Below are 20,756 nucleotides of genomic sequence, written 5' to 3' on the forward strand. Positions count from 1 at the left end.
AAATAGACACTAGCTGTATAAAGTTTTCTTTAGTTAAATGACATCAAAGAGAATAAATTCTTAAAATCTTTTGGAGTATATAAAAAACCACCCACAATAAGTGGGTGGCTCTAATTAAAATTAAAATATATGGAATTATTGTTTCAGTACTCTATAAGTACCTATCTGACCGTTCACAGACACTTTCATTATATACGTGCCAGTGCTAAGACCAGAAATATCAACCTGTGAAGTTGTTGCATTCACACGGTTTTCGATAACCAATTGACCTAAAACATTGTACATCGATATGTTTTCGATGTTTTCAACACTATTAAGGTTCAAGATACCGTTGGTTGGGTTCGGATAATAACTGAAACCAGCAATGGTATTCTCTGAAATACCGATGTTGGTACCGTCTATTACGATATCAGTAATTGCCCCTGTATTCATTACAAACACATAATATGCCTGGCCACCCAATGTGAATATGGAAGCGGATGTACCTGGTGCACACTGATTGGTCTGTTGCGGAACAAGAGTAAGATCTGTTTCCACAGCGTTCTCATTTGGTGCGGTATAGAAAGTAACCGAACTGGCACCGCCAGGGGTTACGATCGTTGCATTAGCAGTACCGTCTCCGGAAGGAACAAAGTTGTACCAAACACCGTTGGCGCCGGTAAGATCACAATTCACTGGGTTTCCTCCTTCTATAGTAGCTGCAGGCATATGAACCGCAGGATCAGTATAAGGGAACCCTATTTCATCAACATCTATAGAGTTAACAATCAAATCGTTTGGTGGTGGCGATAGCGCACAAGTAACATCTGCCTCCCATCCAGACTGTGGAACAGAAGAGTCACTCATAAACACGAAAGTCAAAGCACCGCTTGGATCAGTTGAAACAAATGGGCCAGGTATGCTAGTACCATAATAACCTCCAGCAGGGAAACCACTATTGGTAGGTGGGTTTCCACTTGAAATTATTGGGAAGCTGGCATCCGGACCATCATAAACATATAGTGCATCCCATGTAGCTTCAACCTCAAAGGCCGTGAATGTTACCGTTACAAGTTCACCCGGGTTTTCTGGGCTAATTATAGTTGTAACATTTTCACTGTTTTGATAATCTCCACCTGGACCTCCAGTATCATAGAATTTTCCGCCACACGCCGGAGGAGTTGCAAAATTAATTGGCCCGGCAAGTTGACTTAGTCCATCAGAATCACAATCTGCCACCACGTAGAAATCATAGCTTAAACCGCCATCTAATCCTGTTGCAGTAGCAGTTGTTGTACCAGCAGGAACAGTGCCTGTTGCCACTGGCGGATCGGAAATTGGATTTGCCCCTTGATCAAAAACATACCAGATATAACCACTGCTGGCGTTTGGCTCAGCAGTCCATGAAAGATCGGCAGTAGTTGGTGTAACATTTGAAACCACAAGATTTGTTGGCTCAGGACATGCTGGTGGAGGAAGTGTTTCTCCAATAGACACCCATGCTACTTGCGTAGTAGCAGCAGTAGTAACAATCGGGCCTATTAAAGTAGATGCTCCAGTTGTTAAATTTACTGATCTCCATTCACCTGCAAAGGTTCCGCTGTTGAAAGCAGACATATATACCATATCTGTTGTTGGGTCATAGCACATACCTTGACCAAAATTAGCATCAAAACCAATATTACCAATAAGTGTTGCTGTTGCAGTTGTAAGATCTATAGAATATAGATTATCACTTACTAGCTCATAGGTATATCCTACTCCAGCACCGTCAATGGCAAGTGCTATTGGAAGATCAGCTGGGTTAATACCTGTTGCGCCAACCAATGTAGCAGAGACTCCAACCGGATCTATGGTGTAAAGGTCTGCACCTGCAATAGCATAAAGTATTCCGCTGCTGCGATCAAATTCCATACCTACCCAATCTCCAGGAATATTACCCAATAAAGTGTAGAAGCCAGATGCAACATCAAAAGAATAGAACTGTCCACCATTGTCAAGTGCATATCCGGTAGTTGGATTTGCAGGATCAATTGCTCCAGCATTTTCAAAGTTTACAGTAACTGGCGAATCACCAAATACCTCAACGGTTGATGGGTCTGAAACAGGGAAGCCAATAAGTTCAACATTACTATTATTCACTCCATAAGCAGTTGCAAGTGCTCCACCGCTACCGCCATTATCGACGCAGTATCCAATACTTCCATTCCAAACACGTGGGTCAAAAATAGGATTCGTAAAAGGCACATTACTTGCTGACCCCAAATCTAACGTTATATCACCATTTGAGTAGTTCTGATTTGTTCCATCACCGTTGGTATATGCATGTGTATGTGTTGCATCAAAAACCAATGCAACTGCATATGTTGTATTTGCAGACATAGTAATAGGAACATCTAATGTAGCAGTTGAAGGAAGTCCAGCTCCAGCCCCAGTACCTGATCCCGTAGCTGCCGAAGCACCCCAAGGTGTAGGATTGCCTTGATTGCCAACATATGTACCCTCAAATACATATACATCCATGGTAAAAGGACCAGATTCAGGCGTATTCATATCAATAGTTGTTATGTCAATATCTGAAGCTCCCACAGTAATGTCAAAATATACAGCTCCTCCAGGGTCACCACCGTTTCCACCAGCATATAGCGTAGCTAAACTACCGGGAGTACAGCCACCGCCGCCGCCAATAGGTTCGCAATTACCCGAAACAGTATAAACAGTATTCCACATACCATCAGCAGGTAGCGTTGAAGTCCATCCACCATTTGCTACATCATAATGTACCCTATAATCAGTTCCAGGGTTAGGAATACTCGTTGTTTCCCAATATGCATCGGATACTGGGTCTACAGGATTTGGAGTTTCAACACCTATCCAATAAACAGTTTCAGAACCTGAAGTTCCATTAAGCATTACTGTTGGCGTGATATCCAATACAATTGAAAGCACGTCTCTACCAAATGCAGTACCAATTACTGTGGAAGATGTAGGGACAATTGTCATAATCGAACCAATCATCGTACCCGGCATACCACCGGCATCTTCATAAAAGGCAACATCTATAGAGTTGAAACCTCCATTGTTAATCATATTTATTGTAAGTTGATCTACTTCGAAATCAGTATCAGCCTCAACGATTATTTCATCTGCAATTTCAACAGTGTTGTTGGTATTTCCGTATCCATTTTCAAAGCCGTTGCTTACATCCTCTTGTGAACAAGCAGAACCACCGCCGCCACCGCCGCCGGTGCCCATAATTGCAACAAGACCTAATTCAGCGCAATCAGCATTCACTGAACCTAATGTAGTAGCAGCTCCTGTGGCAGTATCTACGGAAGCAAAGAAATTTACGCCTCCGCCAAGATATGCAGCCATATATAATGTGTCTGTATCTGGGTCAAAATCTGCATCCTGTGCAAAGTTAATATTAACACCCAACGCTCCCACAAGGGTTGCAGTACCTGTTGCTAAATCGACCGAAAAAAGGCTGTCAAGTCCTACATCTGCCATAAAAGCATTACCATTAGAGTCTATTGCTAACCAAATAGGAAGCCAACCTGTTATTGTAGAACTACCTACCAATGTAGCAGCACCAGTTGTTAGGTCTACTGTATATATAGAACCAACTTCACCAACTCCGGCCATTAAGTACATTGTGCCATTAGACTCGTTCCAAGCCATACCTCTTAAACCTTCACCAGCAAGTAAACCGGTTATGGGCGCTACTGTAGTTTCAGCTCCAGTTGTAGTATCTAAGGTTAACAATGTAACAGCTGTAGCATTAAAGGCGTATAAAGTTCCGCTTCCATCAAAATCACCTCCATAAATAGGATTTGTATTTGTGGTAATTGGAGCAATTGTATAAGGCCCAGGCAATGGAAAGCTACCAAAATCATTGGAACAAGATGCTCTTAAGTTAAGACCGAAAACTGTAGGGTCTGTACCACCGCCACCGCCACCGCCGGCAGTAACAATTTCTACATCCCAGCCACCATAGTCAACTACTGAAGAAGCGTGGAAGAAGAAAAAGAAATTTCCTGAAGCTGCAGTAAAAGTTGATGAACCATTCGAAGCAATCATGTCTGCTAGTGTAATATCATTTTCATTTGCTCCACCAGGACCATTATCATATAGCTTGGTGCCAGTTGCATCAGTTCCATCATAGATTCTTAAATAATCAAAATTGGAAAAAACACTAAAAAATTGAAAATTAATCTCACTTACTCCCGCTAAAGTGGTTTGTGTATCGCAGTTACAGTTTGGATAATTTCCCGGAGTACCTCCAGTACTTCCTCCTCCTGGCCCTCCTGGATCGAAAAAATGATCTCCAGCGGCTGGATTAAAAGTTTCTGTTGCTCCTGCCGTAGGGATAATATCAGAAAGAATTCTCCTGTTATTAACTACAACATTATTCTCAATGTTTGTATTTGCGCTTCTTTGAGCAGCAGCCAAAATTTCCGCTTCATCTTCAGCAGTAAGTGTAGTAGGAGCTAAAAATAAAGGCGCTTGCTTATAAGCCGGTCTGTTTTCAACAGAAAAATCAATCCCAGTTGAATTACCAAACTTATCTGTATGACCTGATGAGACAAATAAAGGAGTGAATTGCGTTTTTTTTGCAGCCTCACTCTTAAATGATCTAGGGTTCATAGGCTCAGCCGCTGAGGCTAATGCCATATTTTTACCATTACCGCTTAATACCTGACTCGATTTAACAGGTTTTTGCTTGTTGAAGTAGGAATGCAGCAATTGCTGTTCTTCTTTTGTAAAATATTCAGATAGAGAACCGCTCTGGCTTCCCAGATTCTGATACCTCACCAGCAACTCTTGAACCGAAGCGGTGGGTTTTTTCTGTACCTCTATCGTCGTCCCCGAATCGGACTTTGAAGTAGAGGGCTGGGTAGATTGCGCACTGATGGTAAGCGAGAGCAAACCGACGAAACACCCAATAATAGTACTTCTTTTCATAATTTGATAAATTTTAGTTAATAATCCACTAAAAGTATCTAAAAAAATGTTAATATCAAACATTTACCATAACTACTTTATGGGTTTCCAAAAAAAAATCCCACCCAGAAAACTAGGCAGGATTTAAACATTTTAATATATTATTTAATATTATTTTTTTCCCACAAATGCTTCCATTACGCCATCACTAACACCCATATTGGAAAAACCACCATCATTATATAAATTTTGAAGTGTTACACGCTTGGTAAGATCACTAAACATTGCGATTGTATAATTTGCACAATCTAATGCCGTGGCATTACCCAAAGGAGACATTTTATCGGCATAACTTATAAAGCCGTCAAAACCTTTCACTCCCTGCCCTGCTGTAGTTGGTGTTGGCGATTGCGAAATGGTGTTTACGCGAACTTTTTTATCTCTTCCAAAGAAATATCCAAAACTACGCGCTATGCTCTCCAAATAGGCTTTGTTATCAGCCATGTCATTATAATCGGGAAAGACGCGTTGTGACGCCATGTAGGTAAGCGCAATAATGCTCCCCCATTCATTCATCGCATCTTTTTGATAGAGCACTTGCATAGTTTTATGAAAAGAACCAGCAGAAATATCCCAACCCTTATGTGTAAAATCATAATTCTGATTGGTATAATGATTTCCTTTTCGAACATTTACAGACATGCCGATGGAATGCAGTATGAAATCCAATTTGCCTCCCAAAATTTCTGTTGCCTTTGTCACCAAATTTTCCAAATCTTCCAAACTTGTTGCATCTGCAGGAATAACTTCGGAATTTGTTTTTTCGGCAAGTTCATTTATTTGGCCCATCCGCAAAGCAATGGGTGCATTTGTAAGCACAAATTTTCCGCCTTCTTCGTGAACTCGCTCTGCTGTTTTCCAAGCAATGGAATTTGCGTCCAAAGCCCCAAAAATGATTCCACGTTTTCCTTTTAGTAAATTATAAGACATGTTTTAATATATTTTATGGTTGAATAGATTTTTGTTTTTTCAATTTCACTTTTGAAAAGTAAAGATACATTTAATTCAATAATTCCTTTGCATTTGCTATCGCTGCTTCCGAAACATTTTTGCCGCCAAGCATCTCTGCTATTTCAACAATGCGTTCTTCTTCGTCCAAAACCTTTAAATGGGTAGTGGTTAGATCATTGCTATCTTCTTTATATATTTTTATGTGATGGTCGCCTTTTGCTGCAATTTGTGGCAAGTGCGTAATGCTCAACAATTGGATGGACTTGCTCATTTGGTGCAAGATGCCTGCCATTTTATTAGCTATTTCGCCAGAAACACCTGTATCTATTTCATCAAAAACAATGGTTGGAAGTTTTTTATATTCCGCCAAAACAGCTTTTACAGCTAGCATAATTCGGCTCATTTCGCCGCCAGACGCTACCTTTTTTAACGGTCCGAACGCTAAGCCTTTATTTGCTGTGAACAATAGCTGCAATGTATCGGTTCCGTTGTTTTTGAAATTTTCTGAAGCGGAAAGCTCAAACTGAAACTGGGCGTTTGGCAATCCTAATGGAAATAGGGTTTCCTCAAGTTTTCGTTTAAGAATTGGAATAGCTTCAAATCTTTTGGAGTGAAGTTCGGCGGAAGTCTTCAAAGTTGTTTCCTGCAACTCTTTTTTCTCCTTTTCCAATTTTTCAATCTGATCGTCAAGCCCCAAAGTGGTGTTCACTTTTTCTTCTAGCTCATTCTCTATTTCAATTAATTCTGAAACTGTGGAAACCGAATGTTTTTGCTGAAGCTTATAAAGCGTTTGCAATTTTTCGTTTACCTGAAAAAGCATTTCGGGATCTGCCTCAATCTTTTCAGCAGTAGCGCCAACTTCATTTGAAATGTCTTCCAGCTCAATAATAGCACTGTTTAAACGTTGCCAATAATCTTCAAAAGTTTTTGAAAATTCCTTTATTCTTCCCAAAACAATTCGTGCTTCCTTTGCGGTTTGTAAGCTTCCTATTTGATCTTCATCCAAATACTTGTTCACGTTTGAAAGCGCTTCCTGTATAGCTTCCGCATTGTTCAGTGTTTCAAATGTTTCTTCAAGATCTTGCTGGTTCAATTTTTTTAAATCAGCTTGCTGAAGTTCACTAAAAAGGAAAGTGTTATAATCAAGTTCTTTTAAAGCATTTTCTTTTTGGAACTTTATAGCTGAAAGCTTTTCTGAAATGGCTCTGAAATCTGCAAATTGCGCTTGATATGATTTTAAAAGCGCATCATTTCCCGCCAAAGCATCAATCACTTCCATTTGGAAGTTTTCTGAGACCACTTCCAGGGTTTCGTGTTGGCTGTGAATATCAATTAAATGTGGAGCAAGCGCTTGAAGCTGTGTTAAGGCTACAGGCGTATCATTCACAAAAGCTCTGGATTTACCTCCTGGCAATATTTCACGGCGAATAATGGTGTGAGGTTCAAAATCCAGATCATTTTCTTCAAAAACATATTTTAATCCATAATTTTTAATGGAAAAACATCCCTCAATCACACATTTTTTTGAGGAATCTTTCACGCTGTTTAAATCTGCCCTTTTTCCCAATAAAAGTGCCAGTGCCCCAAGAAGTATAGATTTTCCAGCACCAGTTTCACCTGTAATAATCGTCAAACCTTCATTAAAATCCACGCGAATATCTTCAATAAGCGCATAGTTCTTTATGGCGAGGTTGGTTATCACTTTTAAACTTTAGATTTTAGACGTGAGGTGTTAGACCTTTTAAACTCAACTTTAATCTTCAATTTTGAATTTCGAAATTATAAATTTAAAAGAAAGAATTTAACTTATCGAAACTTGTTGAAAGAAAAATTAAAACTTGATTTCAGTCCAATTGGTTCGCTTAGTAGGTGCCAATTTATTAAGGTTTTCAACCAGTTTGGTAATATCAACCTGTGGCCCTCCACTAAAAATAGCTTGTATTTCGTCACTTTTAGCATCAAAAAAAGTTCGTACCAAAAAAGAGTTCGGACGCCTGTCGTTAATACCTTTCAACTTGTTGATGGCATTAGCTATTTCTTGTTTGGCTTTTTTCTGGTCTGAGGCCATAACATCCAATCCTTCGCGATGGTATAGGTACATCACTTCATGAAACTCTTTATAAACTGATGACAACAAAGCATCATTGTAGCGAAATCTTGACTGATTGCCATCTGTAGATTTCCATCCAGAAAAATTGCTAGAAGCCGCAGTATTGGTTATTTGCTTGGCTATTTCAAAATAGGGTGCTCCTCCATTTAAAACATAAGTGTCTGCATCTAACCCAATAATAGTATAGACGTGAAAGGCAATAACTGAAACAAGATTGGAGCCAAAACTGTTCATATTGAAGTTTAGTGGCTCGAATTCCTTGTAATTGAAACTTACCTGCTTGTCAAAATAATTATAAACAGGGCTGTCATATGTTGAATCAAAAGCTGGTCTTGAAGATTGAATTTGAAGTGTTGCCGTAAATGTATCACCGTCATACTGGCTTATTACCAAGCTCATATTGCAGTCTATACGTTCTTGGTTTTTGTAATCTTTATCAGTCCATTTTGTATTGTTCACAAATTCGCGAAGCTGGGTTTCTAGCGTTCTGAAAATTTGCAAATTAGGTTGTCCGGTTTGTTCGGCATCTATGGAAACGGTGCAGTTGAGCTCTTGAGCTTGTGCGGTAAGCACAGCGCTGGCACATAGTAAGAAAAGTAAAATTTTACGCATTGGTCTGTTCTATAATATATTCTATAATATCTTTTGCTACTTCTTTTTTAGGTTTAACAGGAAAAGGAATTGTTTTATTGTCTTTTCCTATCAAAGTAATTTTATTGGTGTCGGTTTTAAAACCCGCACCTTTGTCTCGAAGCGAATTTAGCACAATTAAATCTAAATTCTTTTTTTTCAGTTTCAATTTTGCGTTTTCTTCCTCGTTTTCTGTTTCCAATGCAAAACCTACCAAGAATTGATTTTTCTTTATTTCACCAAGCGAAGCAAGAATATCTTTGGTTTTTGTAAGCTGAAGTTTTAAATCTGTGTCTTTCTTTTTTATTTTTTCCGAAGCAACTTCCGAAGGACGATAATCCGCAACCGCAGCACTTAAAATGGCCACATCACTTTTACCGAAATATTCATGCGCGGCATTATACATTTCTTCGGCGGAAGTAACACGAATGATTTTCACAAAATCGTTTTCAAGTTTTAATGCCGAAGGGCCGGATATTAAAACAACCTCAGCTCCAAGCGCTGCTGCAGTTTCAGCAATTGCAAAACCCATTTTTCCGCTGGAATGGTTTCCTATGAAACGAACGGGGTCAATAGCTTCATAAGTTGGTCCGGCGGTAATCAAAAATTTCTTTCCGCGGAGAGGAAGTTTTTTCAGCAAATCATTTTCTAAAAATGAAACAATTTCCTCAGGCTCAGCCATTCTGCCCTGCCCTACCAAACCGCTGGCCAATTCACCAAAAGCAGCCGGAATTTGAATGTTTCCAAAGCTATTCAGTTTCTCAAAAGTTGCTGCCGTTGTTGGATGTACATACATATCCAAATCCATTGCCGGGGCATAATAGACGGGACATTTCGCAGATAGATAGCACGCAAGCAAAAGATTGTCGCAAGCGCCATTAGCCATTTTAGAGAGCGTGTTTGCGGTTGCTGGAGCTATCAAAAACAAATCAGCCCAAAGTGCCAACGCAACGTGGTTGTTCCATTTGGGTTCTTTAAAGCTGTTTGCATCATTCTCTTCAGTGAAGGAAGAATAGACTTCGTTTTTAGAAAGTGTTGAAAGCGTTAGGGGCGTAACAAATTCTTTAGCAGAAGATGTCATCACCACTTTTACGTCAGCTCCTTTTTTCACTAAAAGCCTAACTAAAAAAGCTGCTTTGTACGCGGCAATCCCGCCGGTAACGCCAAGCAAGATATTTTTCCCGTTCAAAACAGACATCTTTTTATGTTTCTGGTTTATAGTTTAAGGCTAACGTCAAATTGACTATTACCTTTTAACGAATAACTGTTATTCTTCTACTACCTCGTCTTTGGTGTTTCTGTAGTAGATTTTGTTTTCTAACCACTCTTGTACAGCCAATGCGTGCGGTTTTGGAAGTCTTTCGTAGAATTTTGAAACCTCAATTTGTTCTTTGTTTTCAAAAATTTCTTCCAAACTGTCGTTGTAAGTTGCAAACTCATCAAGTTTTTCAAGAAGTTCTTTCTTGATGTCGCCGTTTATTTGTGAAGCTCTTTTTGAAATGATTGAAATAGCCTCATAAATATTGTTAGTTGGCGCATCAATCAAATTTTTGTCAAGTGTAACGGTGTTGATGGGTGCTTCTGAATTTTTAATATCCATAATAAAATTAATTAACTAGTGGGTTCTGTTTCTGTGGTTACGGTTCTACGCTCTATATCTTGAGAAATCTCTGTTGCATCTTGAGCAAGTTCTGTATCCTTGTAATATTTCATAAAATTATTGTAATATCCTTTTGCTGTAATCAAACGTTCCTGGACCAAAGATGGAATACTGTTAATGGCTAATTTATAAGCCGCAACGAACCTTCCGTAAAAAGCATCTTTTCTGTAATGAGAACCGGGATTATCAGTAATAAAATTATCAAAAGCACCAATGGCAGCTTTATAATCTTCCACGTGCAAATATTGTTTTGCAGTTTCATACTCTTTGGTTTCTAGCTTTTCCTGCAATTCGGCAACTAGCGTGTTGGCCTCAGTTCTTTTATAAGAATTTGGATAACGATTTATAAACTCCTGAAGTTTTTCCAACGCTTTATAGGTGTCCTTTTGGTCTAAGGAATATCTGGGCGAAAGCTGATAAAAGCTTTTTGCGCCTTTAAAAGAAGCTACTTCAGCACTATCACTTTGTGGGTATGCTTGCGTAAAACGCTCAAATTGGTAACCAGCCAAATAATAATCCTCTAAATTATAGTAGGTATTTGAGTAGATAAACATCAATTTTTCACCTTGAGGTTTACCTCTGTATGAAGGAACTATCTGTTCCATCAATTTCAGGCTTTTTCGATATTTGCCAATTTTGTACAGCGAATCCGCCATAGCATATTTTTTACCCATATCATCCTTCCGAAGTACCCGTTGGTATTCGCCACAGGAGGAAAGAAGAATTGTAAGACTGAGTATTATAAAAAGTGGTAATCGCATGGGCTTAAAAAACATCGTGCAAAAATAGGGAATTAAACATGATTGAACAAACTTATTCTTCGGCTAAAATATTGCGCTCAAGCCTATTATTTGCAAGCCTTTTGAAATATTTAACGAATAAGCGAAAAAGAACGGTTTTAGAAATTTTTGGCAAAAGAATCTATTTTGGCTCTCAGGCCATCACTAACTCCCACTAAAGGAAGGCGAACGGTATCGCCGCAAATTCCCAGGGATTTAAAAACCGCCTTTATTCCCGCAGGGTTTCCTTCCGCAAAAATATAATCGATTGCCGGAGCTATTTTATAGTGAATTTTGTAGGCTTCATCTACTTTTTTATCCAAACCGAGCTTTACCATCTTTGAAAATTCCTTTGGAAAAGCTTCACCTATTACCGAAATCACCCCTGCTCCGCCAGCCAGCACCATTGGTAACGTAACCATATCATCACCAGAAATTATCAAGAAATCTTTTGGGCAACCGGAAATCAATTTCATTGCCTGTACAATATCGCCCGCGGCTTCTTTTATGGCAACAATCTTTTCAAAATCATTCGCCAAGCGGATTACCGTTTCCGGAAGCATGTTTGAAGCTGTCCTACCTGGAACATTATATAAAATTATCGGCAAGGGAGCCTGTTTAGCAATTGCTGCAAAGTGTTGATAAATCCCTTCTTGTGTAGGTTTATTATAATATGGCGAAACCGAAAGAATAGCCGTAAAAGCGGAAAGATCGCGGGTTTTCATTTCTAAAATAACCTCCTGTGTATTATTGCCGCCAATACCTAAAACCAAAGGCAAACGCCCATTGTTTGCATCAATTATCGTATCAATAACAACTTGTTTTTCTTCTTTTGAAAGTGTTGCACTTTCAGCAGTAGTTCCCAAAACTACCAAATAATCAATTCCGTTTTCAATATTGAAATTCACCACATTTTTAAGCCCTTCCACATCTACCGAAAAATCACTTTTAAAAGGTGTGATCAGTGCTACGCCCGTTCCTATTAATTCTTTCATATCAATCTATTTTTTTAAATATTTTCAAATATTTTTTTATCTCACTTTTAAAAGCTTCCGGTTGCTGCAGGTCAACAGTTATAAGTAAATCGAAAAGCCGCTCATCAGCATCATTAAAACCTACTTTAAATTTCGCTCTGCTCTGTGCAACCATTGCACTCAAAAATCTGTGCTTTTCTTTATAGAAGCCAATCAAAACATCAAACGGAAAATCGAGAAACTCCTTTGCATTTTGGTTGTGGATTTCACCCCGCCAAGTAAATTCTTTATTGGTTATTTGGTTTTGCCGAAGCGATGGAATTTTTCTTCTCGTTTCCACAAAAGTGAAAAGTTTCACATCTTTCCGCTGCAAACCAAGTTCTCTTCCAAATTCATAAAGCATTTCAAAATCGTCAAAAAAAGCTTCGTCCACCAAAAAACCCAAATACTTTAAAGATGTATTCCTTTGTGAAATATCACGCTCGGTCAAGTTTTTTTCGGTGTGTTTTTTTAAGGAATGATGTTTTACTTTTTTCAACATGGAATGCCCAATTCTTGTGTGGCAAAAATAGTTTTTTTCAACTCTTTTCTGCTTTCAATTAAGAAATCATTTGCAAAAAATCATCTTCTGAAATAATTGAAACGCCTAAACTCTCTGCCTTTGTTTTCTTGCTCGGCCCCATATTATCGCCCGCTACCACATAATTTGTTTTGGACGAAATGGAACTGGAAACCTTGCCGCCGTTATCTTCAATCAATTTTTTAAGCTCATCACGAGAAACTTTTGTAAAAACGCCGGAAACTACAAAGGTATTTCCTTGTAAAACATCCGTTTGATTGGCGAGTTTTTCTGCGGAAATCTCCAACTGAACGCCATAATTCTTTAAACGTTCAATGGTTTCAATATTCTCTTCGGAAGCGAAAAAGGAAACCACACTTTGGGCAATTCGTTCGCCGATTTCATCAACGGTTGTCAATTCCTCTTCGGAAGTGTTTTTTAAGGCATCAATTGTTTTGTAGTGTTTTGCCAGTTTTTTGGCAACGGTTTCACCCACGTAACGGATTCCCAGCGCGAAAAGCACCCTTTCAAAAGGAGTTTTTTTGGAAGCTTCAATTCCCTTTATCATATTTTCGGCACTTTTCTGCGCCATTCGTTCTAACGGAATTATCTGTTCTTCTTTTAAAAGATACAAATCGGCGTAATTATTTATCAAACCATTGTTTACCAAAAGCGTCACGGTTTCGCCCCCCAAACCTTCAATGTCCATCGCCTTTCGCGAAATGAAATGCTGAATACGGCCAATAATTTGCGGCGGACAACCTTCTGCATTTGGGCAATAATGCTGGGCTTCGCCTTCGGTTCGAACCAAAGTTGTTCCGCATTCGGGGCATTCGGTTATATAATCTGTTGGTGAAGAATTTGGATCGCGCTGTGTAAAATCCACTCCAATTATCTTCGGAATAATCTCGCCGCCTTTTTCAACAAAAACGGTATCGCCTTCGCGAATATCTAGTTTTTCAATTTGATCTGCGTTGTGCAGTGAAGCGCGTTTTACAATAGTTCCAGCCAATTCAACGGGTTCCAGATTTGCAACAGGCGTAATTGCGCCCGTTCTTCCAACTTGATAGGTTATTTGGTTTAAAACCGTGGAAACCTGCTCTGCCTTAAATTTATAGGCCATCGCCCAACGTGGCGATTTGGCTGTGTAGCCAAGTTCTTCCTGTTGCTGCAGATTGTTTACCTTCACCACTACCCCATCGGTTTCGTATGGCAATTCGTGTCGATGAACATCCCAATAATTTACAAATTCCAAAACCTCATCCAGATTTTTGGCGAGTTTGGCTGCTTCTGGAACCTTAAAACCCCATTCTCGAGCTTTATCTAAACTTTCAAATTGTGTTTTTATAGGAATCCGTTCACCTTTCAAGCTATATAAAAGACAGTCCAAAGGACGTTTTGCAACTTCGGAACTATCCTGCAATTTTAAGCTTCCCGAAGCAGTGTTTCGTGGGTTTCGATATGGTTCTTCGCCAAGTTCTACTCTTTCAGCGTTCATCTTTGCGAAGCCTTCAAAAGGCAAAACTATTTCGCCACGAATATCAAAGAGTGGCGGATAATCACCTTTCAACTGTAACGGGACTGAACGGATGGTTTTTACGTTTGCGGTAACGTCATCGCCCTGAAAACCATCACCTCGGGTTACTGCTTTTTTCAGCATTCCATTTTCGTAAGTCAAACTTATGGAAGCTCCGTCATATTTAAGTTCACAGGTAAATTCAACCTTGCCATCTACCATTTTTTCGATGCGCTTTTCCCAATCTTCCAAATCTTCTTTTGAATAGGAATTGTCCAAGGAAAACATTCTATAGGTATGCGGCACGGTTTCAAAATTCTTGGTTATTTCGCCACCAACCCTTAAAGTTGGTGAATTGGCATCATAAAACTCGGGATGCGCTTTTTCCAGCTCTTGAAGTTGCTTTAATTTTTGGTCAAATTCAAAGTCGGAAATAGCGGGTGTATCGAGTACGTAATAGTTGTAATTATGCTCGCGAAGCTCGTCGCGAAGAGTTTTGATTTGTTGTTCAATGTTCATAGAACAAATATAAAATTTTAAACCTCACAGCTTTTTAAAAACGGTGAGGTTTATTTATGAAATTTTCAACAGAATTTTAAAAATCAATCATCCAAAAAGATATTGCGCACCAATGCCGCGCAAAGTCCTCCTGCTATTGGAGCGACGATGAAAAGCCAAAGTTGTTGCAACGCCATTCCGCCTGCAAAAAGCGCTGGGCCTAAACTACGGGCTGGATTCACGGAGGTACCCGTAATTGGAATAACAACCATATGTATCAATGCCAAGGAAATACCAATGGCAAGCCCTGCCATCATTGGCGAAGTATGTTTGGAAGCAGTTGCGCCGAAAATCACCATTAAAAAAAGAAAAGTGAATGCAAATTCTGCAATCAAAGCAGATTTCATATCGTATTCTCCGAGATAGCCAGGACCCCAGCCGTTAGCGCCTAAGCCCCATTCGGGCATTGCGAAACCTGCGCTTCCAGTTGCTAAAACATATAGCAAGCCAGCCGCAGCAATAGCTCCAATACATTGTGAAATGATATAGCCCAAAGTGTCTTTGGCCGAGAGTTTTCCCGCTGCCAACATGGCTATTGAAATTGCTGGGTTAATGTGGCAGCCCGAAATTGGTCCAATAGTATAGACCATTACCAAAACTGCAAAACCAAATGCAAGGGAAATACCCAAAAGCCCAATTCCGGCAGGGCCAGAATGGGTTACGCTAGCAATAGTTGCAGCGCCACAGCCAAATAAAACTAATGCAAAAGTGCCGAGTGCTTCGGCAAAATACTTTTTTGATGAATTCATTTTCAATTATTTAAGAGGTTAGACAACTTAAATTTAGGAAAATGAGTCTATTAAAAGAAAAATGTTAAAAAGGAGGGTTAAAATGTTGATAACGAGTTATGTTCTGTCGGAATTTAGCCACTTTGGAACATCGGGCCTTTTAAACTCCTCCATTTTTTTCAAAAGTTGCTTTGGATTGGAATCCACTAAAAGAAGGCTATAGTTATCCATAGAAAGGAAACCTTTGCGCACCATAGTTTCAAGCATTTTTATAAGATCATTGTAGAAACCATTTATATTCAAAAGTCCGATTGGTTTTTGGTGCAGCCCTAACTGAAGCCAGGTTATTATCTCGAAAAGCTCTTCCAAAGTGCCCATTCCGCCGGGAAGCGCGATGAAGCCATCACTTTCTTCTTGCATTTTCATTTTGCGCTCGTGCATATTTTCAGTAGTAATTAACTCGGTGAGGCCCAGATGCACAACTTCTTTCTTCTTTAAAAAATTGGGGATAATGCCGATAACCTTTCCATTGTTATCCAAAACGCTTTTGGCAATGGTGCCCATTACTCCTATTTTCGCGGCGCCGTAAACCAAGGTTATGTTTCGCTCGGAGAAGATCTTTCCTAGTTTTATGGCTGCATCATTTATGGCGAGGTCGTTGCCTTCGCTACTTCCGCAGAAGACACATATTTTATCTAGCTGATTCATTTAGAGTGCTTTTTAGCATTCGGTCTTTTCCGAATATGTCCTTTTTTATTTCAATATTTTTAAATCCTTCGTTTTTTAAAAGGTCGGTCAATTCATCAGCAAGGTACTCATTAATCTCGAAAAAGAGTTTTCCGTTTGGCTGCAAATGATTTTTTGCCAATTGCGAAATGACTCGATAAAAAAGCAACGGGTCTTCATTGCTAACGTACAAAGCTGAATCGGGCTCGTACTTTAGAACATTTTGCTGCATCTGTTTTTTTTCAAGTTCACGAACGTAAGGCGGATTGGAAACTATCACATTATATTTCTTCGGAAGGGTTTCCGCGACCAAAATATCGGTTTGAAAAAAATCAACTTCCACTTTATTCGTTTCAGCATTTTCACGAGCAATTTTTAAAGCTTCTTCAGAAATATCCAATGCCGAAATTTTTGAATTGGGAAGATTCTTTGCAAGAGAAATAGCGATGCAACCACTGCCAGTACCAATGTCCAAAATAGTAGTGAGTAGTGAGTAGTGAGTAGTGAGTTTTTGTTCGGAGAGAATCCACTCAACAAGTTCCTCGGTTTCGGGACGTGGAATTAAAGTGTGTTTATTTACTTTAAAAGGAAGCCCGTAAAATTCGGTTTCTCCAATTATATATTGAATGGGTTCGTGATTTTTTAAGCGAAGCAATGCTCTCTGAAATTTTTCGGCCTCAGTTTCGGAAATTTTTCTATCAGGATTTAAGGCGATTTCTATTCGGGAAAGGTTTAAGTATTTTTCAGAAAGTATATTGAAAAACGATTGTATTTCTTCCGAAGGGAATAAGCCGGAAAGTTGCTTTTTAAAATGTTGTTTTTGTTCTGAAATTTTCAAGCGACAGTATTAATATTAAAACGAAATCGAAATCGAAACCCAAATCGACGTTTGGGGTTTTGTATTTTGAGATTTGGAATTTGGGTTTTGGGTTTTACAATGTTTTCAGCATATGTATTGGGCAGGAATAATGGCCCGTGTCGCCCATTGCGCAATCTATATATTCAAAACCAGCTTGTTTGTATAGTTTTTGGGCGTGGGTCATATATTCCATGGTTTCAAGATATATTTTTTCGAAACCAAACTCACTCGCTTTTGCCAAACAAAATTCCATCATTTGCGCTCCAACTCCCCTGCCTCTAGCTTCGGGAAGAAAATACATTTTTTGGAGTTCGCAGACATTGCCTTCAAAATTATCCAATTTCGCAACGCCAGCACCGCCAATAATTTTGTTGTTTTCTTCCACAACAAAATAAACGGCATTTGGTTTTTGATAGGTTTCAAACATACAATCCAAAGATTTATCAGCATAGGCCGTACCCACTTTCGGCACGTTGAAATCTTCCAAAACGTTGCGTATCACTTTGGCTATTTGCGGATTGTCCTTCTTTTCAATAAGACGGATTATTGGTGTGTTCATTCTAATTAAATCCTTGTATTTTTACGCTGTGAAGATACACGAAAAATATATGTTGCGCTGCATCCAATTAGCCAAAAACGGACTGGGAACTACCTATCCAAATCCGTTGGTGGGCAGTGTAATTGTCCGCAATGACAGAATTATTGGCGAAGGCTGGCATTACAAAGCCGGGCTACCCCACGCCGAAGTTAACGCGATAAAAAGTGTTGAAAACAAAGAATTACTGAAAGAGGCAACTATCTATGTTAGCTTGGAACCGTGCAGCCATTTTGGAAAAACCCCGCCCTGTGCAGATTTGATTATTGAAAGCGGAATAAAAAAAGTGGTGGTTGGTAGTTTGGACCCAAACCCAAAAGTTGCGGGACGCGGTATTAAAAAATTGATGAAGGCCGGTTGCGAAGTGATTGTCGGGGCTTTGGACGGAGAATGTGATGCACTGAACAAACGTTTTTTCACCTTTCACCAAAAAAAGAGACCTTATATTTTTCTGAAATGGGCAGAAACGGCTGATGGATTTATTTCGCCTAAAAACGAAACACGAAACAAAAAAGAACCTTTTTTGATCACCAATGAATTCTCGCGACAATTGGTTCATAAAATGCGGGCGAAGGAACAGGCTATTTTAGTTGGAACAAATACTGTTTTGCAAGATAATCCATCGCTAACGGTTCGCGAATGGGCTGGAAATAATCCTGTGCGAATTGTTATTGACAGAAGTTTAAAACTTTCACAAGATTTTTCAGTTTTTGATGGAACTGCTAAAACCATTGTTTTCAATGAAAAGGAAACAAAAACCTCAGGAAATTTAGATTTTGAAAAGGTTAATTTTTCAGAAGAAATTCCGCAACAAATCTGCCAAGCGCTTTTCAAAAGAGAAATTCAGTCAGTTATAATTGAGGGTGGCGCGAAGACACTGCAAGCTTTTATTGACGCGAATCTTTGGGACGAAGCATTCGTGTTTAATGGAAGTATCTGTTTTGGAGAAGGCATTAAGGCGCCAAACTTTAAAGGTGTTTTATTTTCCGAAGAAAAAATAAAGGACGATACATTGCGAAAATTTAAAAACCAAAACACTTGATAGCACTCGCGCTTAGTATTCTTTCCTCTACAATGATTTTTGTGGTTTTTAAACTTTTTACAAAGTTTAAAATCAACACTATGCACGCCATTGTTATGAATTATATAACCGCCTGTTTTTGTGGTATTATTTTTCAAGAAAACGTAATTAGTTTTTCTGAAATCGCACAATTTGCTTGGTTTCCTTTTGCTTTGTGCTTGGGTGTATTGTTCATCACAGTATTCAATTTGATGGCTATAACCACACAGCGTAGCGGACTTTCTGTAGTTTCCGTGGCTACAAAAATGAGCGTGGTAATTCCTATTCTTTTTGGGCTAATATATTATAAGGAGAGCCTCGGAATTTTTAAAATCATGGGAATCATTTTGGCGCTTATTGCAGTTTATTTGGCATCCATAAAAACAAATGATGGACTAAAAATAAAACCGTCCAATATTATTTTTCCAGTTTTGGTTTTTTTGGGAAGTGGAATTATAGATACCACCATTAAATACCTGGAAGACGAATTTATAGCCAAAAACGACACCCCTATATTTTCGGCAACTATTTATGGAATGGCAGCTTTAATCGGGGTTTTCTTTTTAATATTTCAAACTATTAAAGGAAAGTTTCAATTTCATTATAAAAACATACTTGCGGGTATTGCCTTGGGAATCCCGAATTACTTTTCAGTTTATTTTTTGGTGCAAACGTTGCGCAGCGATATTTTTGACAGCTCAGGTATTTTCACCGTTAACAATGTGGCTATTGTAATGGTTTCAACTTTGCTGGGAATATTACTTTTCAAGGAGAAATTATTATTGAAGAATTGGATTGGAATTGGGCTAGCAATCATCAGCATTCTATTAATAACCATAACGAAATAGTTATGGAGAAAGACACTTATAAAACCATTTTAAAACCTTCAAGAGAAGCTCTTTTTAAAGAAAAGGGAAGCAAATTCTTCGGGTATGCCTTTCCGGTTTCTTCGGAAGAAGATGTAAAAGAGCATATTGAAAATCTTAAAAAACAGCACCATTCCGCACGGCATTTTTGCTACGCTTGGCAGCTAGGAAAAAATTACGAAAATTATCGCGCAAATGATGATGGCGAACCTTCAAACAGTGCCGGAATGCCTATTTACGGGCAACTGCAATCTTTTGAAATAACAAATGTTTTGGTGGTTGTGGTACGCTATTTTGGCGGCACAAAACTGGGTGTGGGCGGATTGATACAAGCCTACAAAACTACAGCCCAAATGGCTTTGGAAAATTGTAGAATAGTAGAAAAAACTATCGATGAAACCTTTCTTTTAAAATTTGAATATCCAGAAATGAATACGGTGATGCGGATAATCAAAGACGAAGATATTTCTGTAGTAAATCAAAAAATGGAAATGGATTGTGAATTTGAAATTGCTGTTCGTAAAAAAGATGCAGTACGGGTTTTTGAGTTATTTGAAAACACCTACAAAGTGACCATCAAGCAGATAGAGGATTAACTATTCTTCCTTTAATTTTTCAATTAAATAATCTGGTGCCTTCATCAACTTTTTTGTGGTGCTGTTCACAAAAACCAAAACAGTGGTCGCAGTGATTAAAAGTTGTTTGGATTCATTATAAATTTCATAATAAAACTCAATTTTCACATTGGGCATTTGCTTTAAAAATGTCTTTACCGTGAGCAAATCATCATAAAAAGCAGGCAATTTATAATCAATACTTAAATGCACCACGGGCAGATGTACATTGTTGGCTTCCATCCATTTATATGAAAAACCGAGCTCGCGGAGCCATTCTGTTCTACCCTGTTCCAGGTATTGTGCGTAGTTGCCGTAATAGACCACTCCCATTTGGTCTGTCTCACCATAACGCACCCTAATATGTGTAAGTGTATTCTTCAAAATTTTGTGTTAATTACAAAAAGTTTTTTTGTAGTTTTATCGAAAGGGAAGTATGGGAAAAAAAAACTATAAATTCAACCCTATTGTAGTTTTTTTTATAACTTTTTTGTTCACATATTTGCACTGTTAAGAATTAGCTCGGAAATACTCCATCCCCTATTTTTTGACCACACCTTTTAAAAAACAAAAAACAGAATTTTAACT

Annotated in this window: 18 protein-coding genes; 3 read left to right on the forward strand and 15 right to left on the reverse strand. The window is 38.7% G+C overall.

What is annotated here, in order from left to right; translation table 11 throughout:
- Positions 1-135: 135 nt before the first annotated feature.
- The 14 genes from Q2U82_RS15580 to Q2U82_RS15645 all read right to left on the reverse strand — a co-directional run bounded on the left by Q2U82_RS15580 (position 136) and on the right by Q2U82_RS15645 (position 17,592).
- The gene (locus Q2U82_RS15580; protein ID WP_410005728.1) at positions 136-4,944 is read right to left on the reverse strand and encodes a T9SS type A sorting domain-containing protein; all 4,809 of its coding nucleotides are present in this window, start codon (positions 4,942-4,944) and stop codon (positions 136-138) included.
- 150 nt (positions 4,945-5,094) lie between these two features.
- A complete protein-coding gene (locus Q2U82_RS15585; RefSeq protein ID WP_410005729.1) occupies positions 5,095-5,913 on the reverse strand; it encodes an enoyl-ACP reductase in 819 nt (272 codons plus the stop codon).
- Between the two features lie 70 nt (positions 5,914-5,983).
- Positions 5,984-7,636: a DNA repair protein RecN gene (gene recN, locus Q2U82_RS15590; protein ID WP_410005730.1), complete on the reverse strand. Its 1,653-nt coding sequence runs from the start codon at positions 7,634-7,636 to the stop codon at positions 5,984-5,986.
- A 129-nt stretch (positions 7,637-7,765) separates the two neighbouring features.
- Positions 7,766-8,656, reverse strand: coding sequence for a DUF4835 family protein (locus Q2U82_RS15595; RefSeq protein WP_410005731.1), 891 nt, complete (start codon positions 8,654-8,656; stop codon positions 7,766-7,768).
- Positions 8,649-9,872: a bifunctional phosphopantothenoylcysteine decarboxylase/phosphopantothenate--cysteine ligase CoaBC gene (coaBC, locus tag Q2U82_RS15600; RefSeq protein WP_410005732.1), complete on the reverse strand. Its 1,224-nt coding sequence runs from the start codon at positions 9,870-9,872 to the stop codon at positions 8,649-8,651. The genes Q2U82_RS15595 and coaBC overlap by 8 nt, the downstream gene beginning before the upstream one ends.
- 69 nt (positions 9,873-9,941) lie before the next feature.
- Positions 9,942-10,274 carry a DNA-directed RNA polymerase subunit omega gene (locus tag Q2U82_RS15605; RefSeq protein WP_410005733.1) on the reverse strand — a complete coding sequence of 111 codons (333 nt, stop codon included), beginning with the start codon at positions 10,272-10,274 and terminating at the stop codon, positions 9,942-9,944.
- A gap of 11 nt (positions 10,275-10,285) precedes the next feature.
- Entirely contained in the window at positions 10,286-11,095 is an 810-nt protein-coding gene (locus Q2U82_RS15610) for an outer membrane protein assembly factor BamD (RefSeq protein ID WP_410005734.1), read from the reverse strand.
- 137 nt (positions 11,096-11,232) lie between these two features.
- Complete coding sequence (gene dapA, locus Q2U82_RS15615; protein ID WP_410005735.1) at positions 11,233-12,108, reverse strand: 4-hydroxy-tetrahydrodipicolinate synthase; 876 nt, start codon at positions 12,106-12,108, stop codon at positions 11,233-11,235.
- A gap of 1 nt (position 12,109) precedes the next feature.
- Complete coding sequence (locus tag Q2U82_RS15620) at positions 12,110-12,628, reverse strand: DUF6913 domain-containing protein (protein ID WP_410005736.1); 519 nt, start codon at positions 12,626-12,628, stop codon at positions 12,110-12,112.
- 58 nt (positions 12,629-12,686) lie between these two features.
- Complete coding sequence (ligA, locus tag Q2U82_RS15625; protein ID WP_410005737.1) at positions 12,687-14,681, reverse strand: NAD-dependent DNA ligase LigA; 1,995 nt, start codon at positions 14,679-14,681, stop codon at positions 12,687-12,689.
- An 83-nt stretch (positions 14,682-14,764) separates the two neighbouring features.
- Complete coding sequence (locus tag Q2U82_RS15630; protein ID WP_410005738.1) at positions 14,765-15,469, reverse strand: MIP family channel protein; 705 nt, start codon at positions 15,467-15,469, stop codon at positions 14,765-14,767.
- A gap of 96 nt (positions 15,470-15,565) precedes the next feature.
- Positions 15,566-16,156 carry a TIGR00730 family Rossman fold protein gene (locus Q2U82_RS15635; protein ID WP_410005739.1) on the reverse strand — a complete coding sequence of 197 codons (591 nt, stop codon included), beginning with the start codon at positions 16,154-16,156 and terminating at the stop codon, positions 15,566-15,568.
- Positions 16,140-17,012 carry a peptide chain release factor N(5)-glutamine methyltransferase gene (prmC, locus tag Q2U82_RS15640; protein ID WP_410005740.1) on the reverse strand — a complete coding sequence of 291 codons (873 nt, stop codon included), beginning with the start codon at positions 17,010-17,012 and terminating at the stop codon, positions 16,140-16,142. The genes Q2U82_RS15635 and prmC overlap by 17 nt, the downstream gene beginning before the upstream one ends.
- A 94-nt stretch (positions 17,013-17,106) precedes the next feature.
- Positions 17,107-17,592 (reverse strand): GNAT family N-acetyltransferase, encoded by a 486-nt coding sequence (locus Q2U82_RS15645; protein ID WP_410005741.1) that lies wholly within the window; start codon positions 17,590-17,592, stop codon positions 17,107-17,109.
- A 28-nt stretch (positions 17,593-17,620) separates the two neighbouring features.
- Between Q2U82_RS15645 and ribD the strand changes: the two genes are divergently transcribed.
- The 3 genes from ribD to Q2U82_RS15660 are packed head-to-tail and all read left to right on the forward strand — an operon-like array spanning position 17,621 to position 20,150.
- The gene (ribD, locus tag Q2U82_RS15650; protein ID WP_410005742.1) at positions 17,621-18,670 is read left to right on the forward strand and encodes a bifunctional diaminohydroxyphosphoribosylaminopyrimidine deaminase/5-amino-6-(5-phosphoribosylamino)uracil reductase RibD; all 1,050 of its coding nucleotides are present in this window, start codon (positions 17,621-17,623) and stop codon (positions 18,668-18,670) included.
- The gene (locus Q2U82_RS15655) at positions 18,667-19,536 is read left to right on the forward strand and encodes an EamA family transporter (protein WP_410005743.1); all 870 of its coding nucleotides are present in this window, start codon (positions 18,667-18,669) and stop codon (positions 19,534-19,536) included. The genes ribD and Q2U82_RS15655 overlap by 4 nt, the downstream gene beginning before the upstream one ends.
- 2 nt (positions 19,537-19,538) lie before the next feature.
- Complete coding sequence (locus Q2U82_RS15660; protein ID WP_410005744.1) at positions 19,539-20,150, forward strand: IMPACT family protein; 612 nt, start codon at positions 19,539-19,541, stop codon at positions 20,148-20,150.
- On the opposite strand, the gene Q2U82_RS15665 is transcribed toward Q2U82_RS15660, so the two are convergent.
- Positions 20,151-20,552, reverse strand: a complete 402-nt coding sequence (locus tag Q2U82_RS15665; protein WP_410005745.1) for an acyl-CoA thioesterase — start codon at positions 20,550-20,552, stop codon at positions 20,151-20,153. It abuts the gene before it with no gap.
- Between the last annotated feature and the right edge of the window lie 204 nt (positions 20,553-20,756).

The organism is Aequorivita nionensis (assembly GCF_046352995.1).
GTDB lineage: Bacteria > Bacteroidota > Bacteroidia > Flavobacteriales > Flavobacteriaceae > Aequorivita > Aequorivita nionensis.

Bases quoted from the DNA above. Each gene is read 5' to 3' on its own strand.
- Q2U82_RS15585 (WP_410005729.1), bottom strand. From the start codon at position 5,913: ATGTCTTATAATTTACTAAAAGGAAAACGTGGAATCATTTTTGGGGCT.
- Q2U82_RS15580 (WP_410005728.1), bottom strand. From the start codon at position 4,944: ATGAAAAGAAGTACTATTATTGGGTGTTTCGTCGGTTTGCTCTCGCTT.
- Q2U82_RS15605 (WP_410005733.1), bottom strand. From the start codon at position 10,274: ATGGATATTAAAAATTCAGAAGCACCCATCAACACCGTTACACTTGAC.
- coaBC (WP_410005732.1), bottom strand. From the start codon at position 9,872: ATGTCTGTTTTGAACGGGAAAAATATCTTGCTTGGCGTTACCGGCGGG.
- Q2U82_RS15630 (WP_410005738.1), bottom strand. From the start codon at position 15,469: ATGAATTCATCAAAAAAGTATTTTGCCGAAGCACTCGGCACTTTTGCA.
- Q2U82_RS15595 (WP_410005731.1), bottom strand. From the start codon at position 8,656: ATGCGTAAAATTTTACTTTTCTTACTATGTGCCAGCGCTGTGCTTACC.
- Q2U82_RS15645 (WP_410005741.1), bottom strand. From the start codon at position 17,592: ATGAACACACCAATAATCCGTCTTATTGAAAAGAAGGACAATCCGCAA.
- ligA (WP_410005737.1), bottom strand. From the start codon at position 14,681: ATGAACATTGAACAACAAATCAAAACTCTTCGCGACGAGCTTCGCGAG.
- Q2U82_RS15610 (WP_410005734.1), bottom strand. From the start codon at position 11,095: ATGCGATTACCACTTTTTATAATACTCAGTCTTACAATTCTTCTTTCC.
- dapA (WP_410005735.1), bottom strand. From the start codon at position 12,108: ATGAAAGAATTAATAGGAACGGGCGTAGCACTGATCACACCTTTTAAA.
- Q2U82_RS15635 (WP_410005739.1), bottom strand. From the start codon at position 16,156: ATGAATCAGCTAGATAAAATATGTGTCTTCTGCGGAAGTAGCGAAGGC.
- Q2U82_RS15620 (WP_410005736.1), bottom strand. From the start codon at position 12,628: ATGTTGAAAAAAGTAAAACATCATTCCTTAAAAAAACACACCGAAAAA.
- Q2U82_RS15660 (WP_410005744.1), top strand. From the start codon at position 19,539: ATGGAGAAAGACACTTATAAAACCATTTTAAAACCTTCAAGAGAAGCT.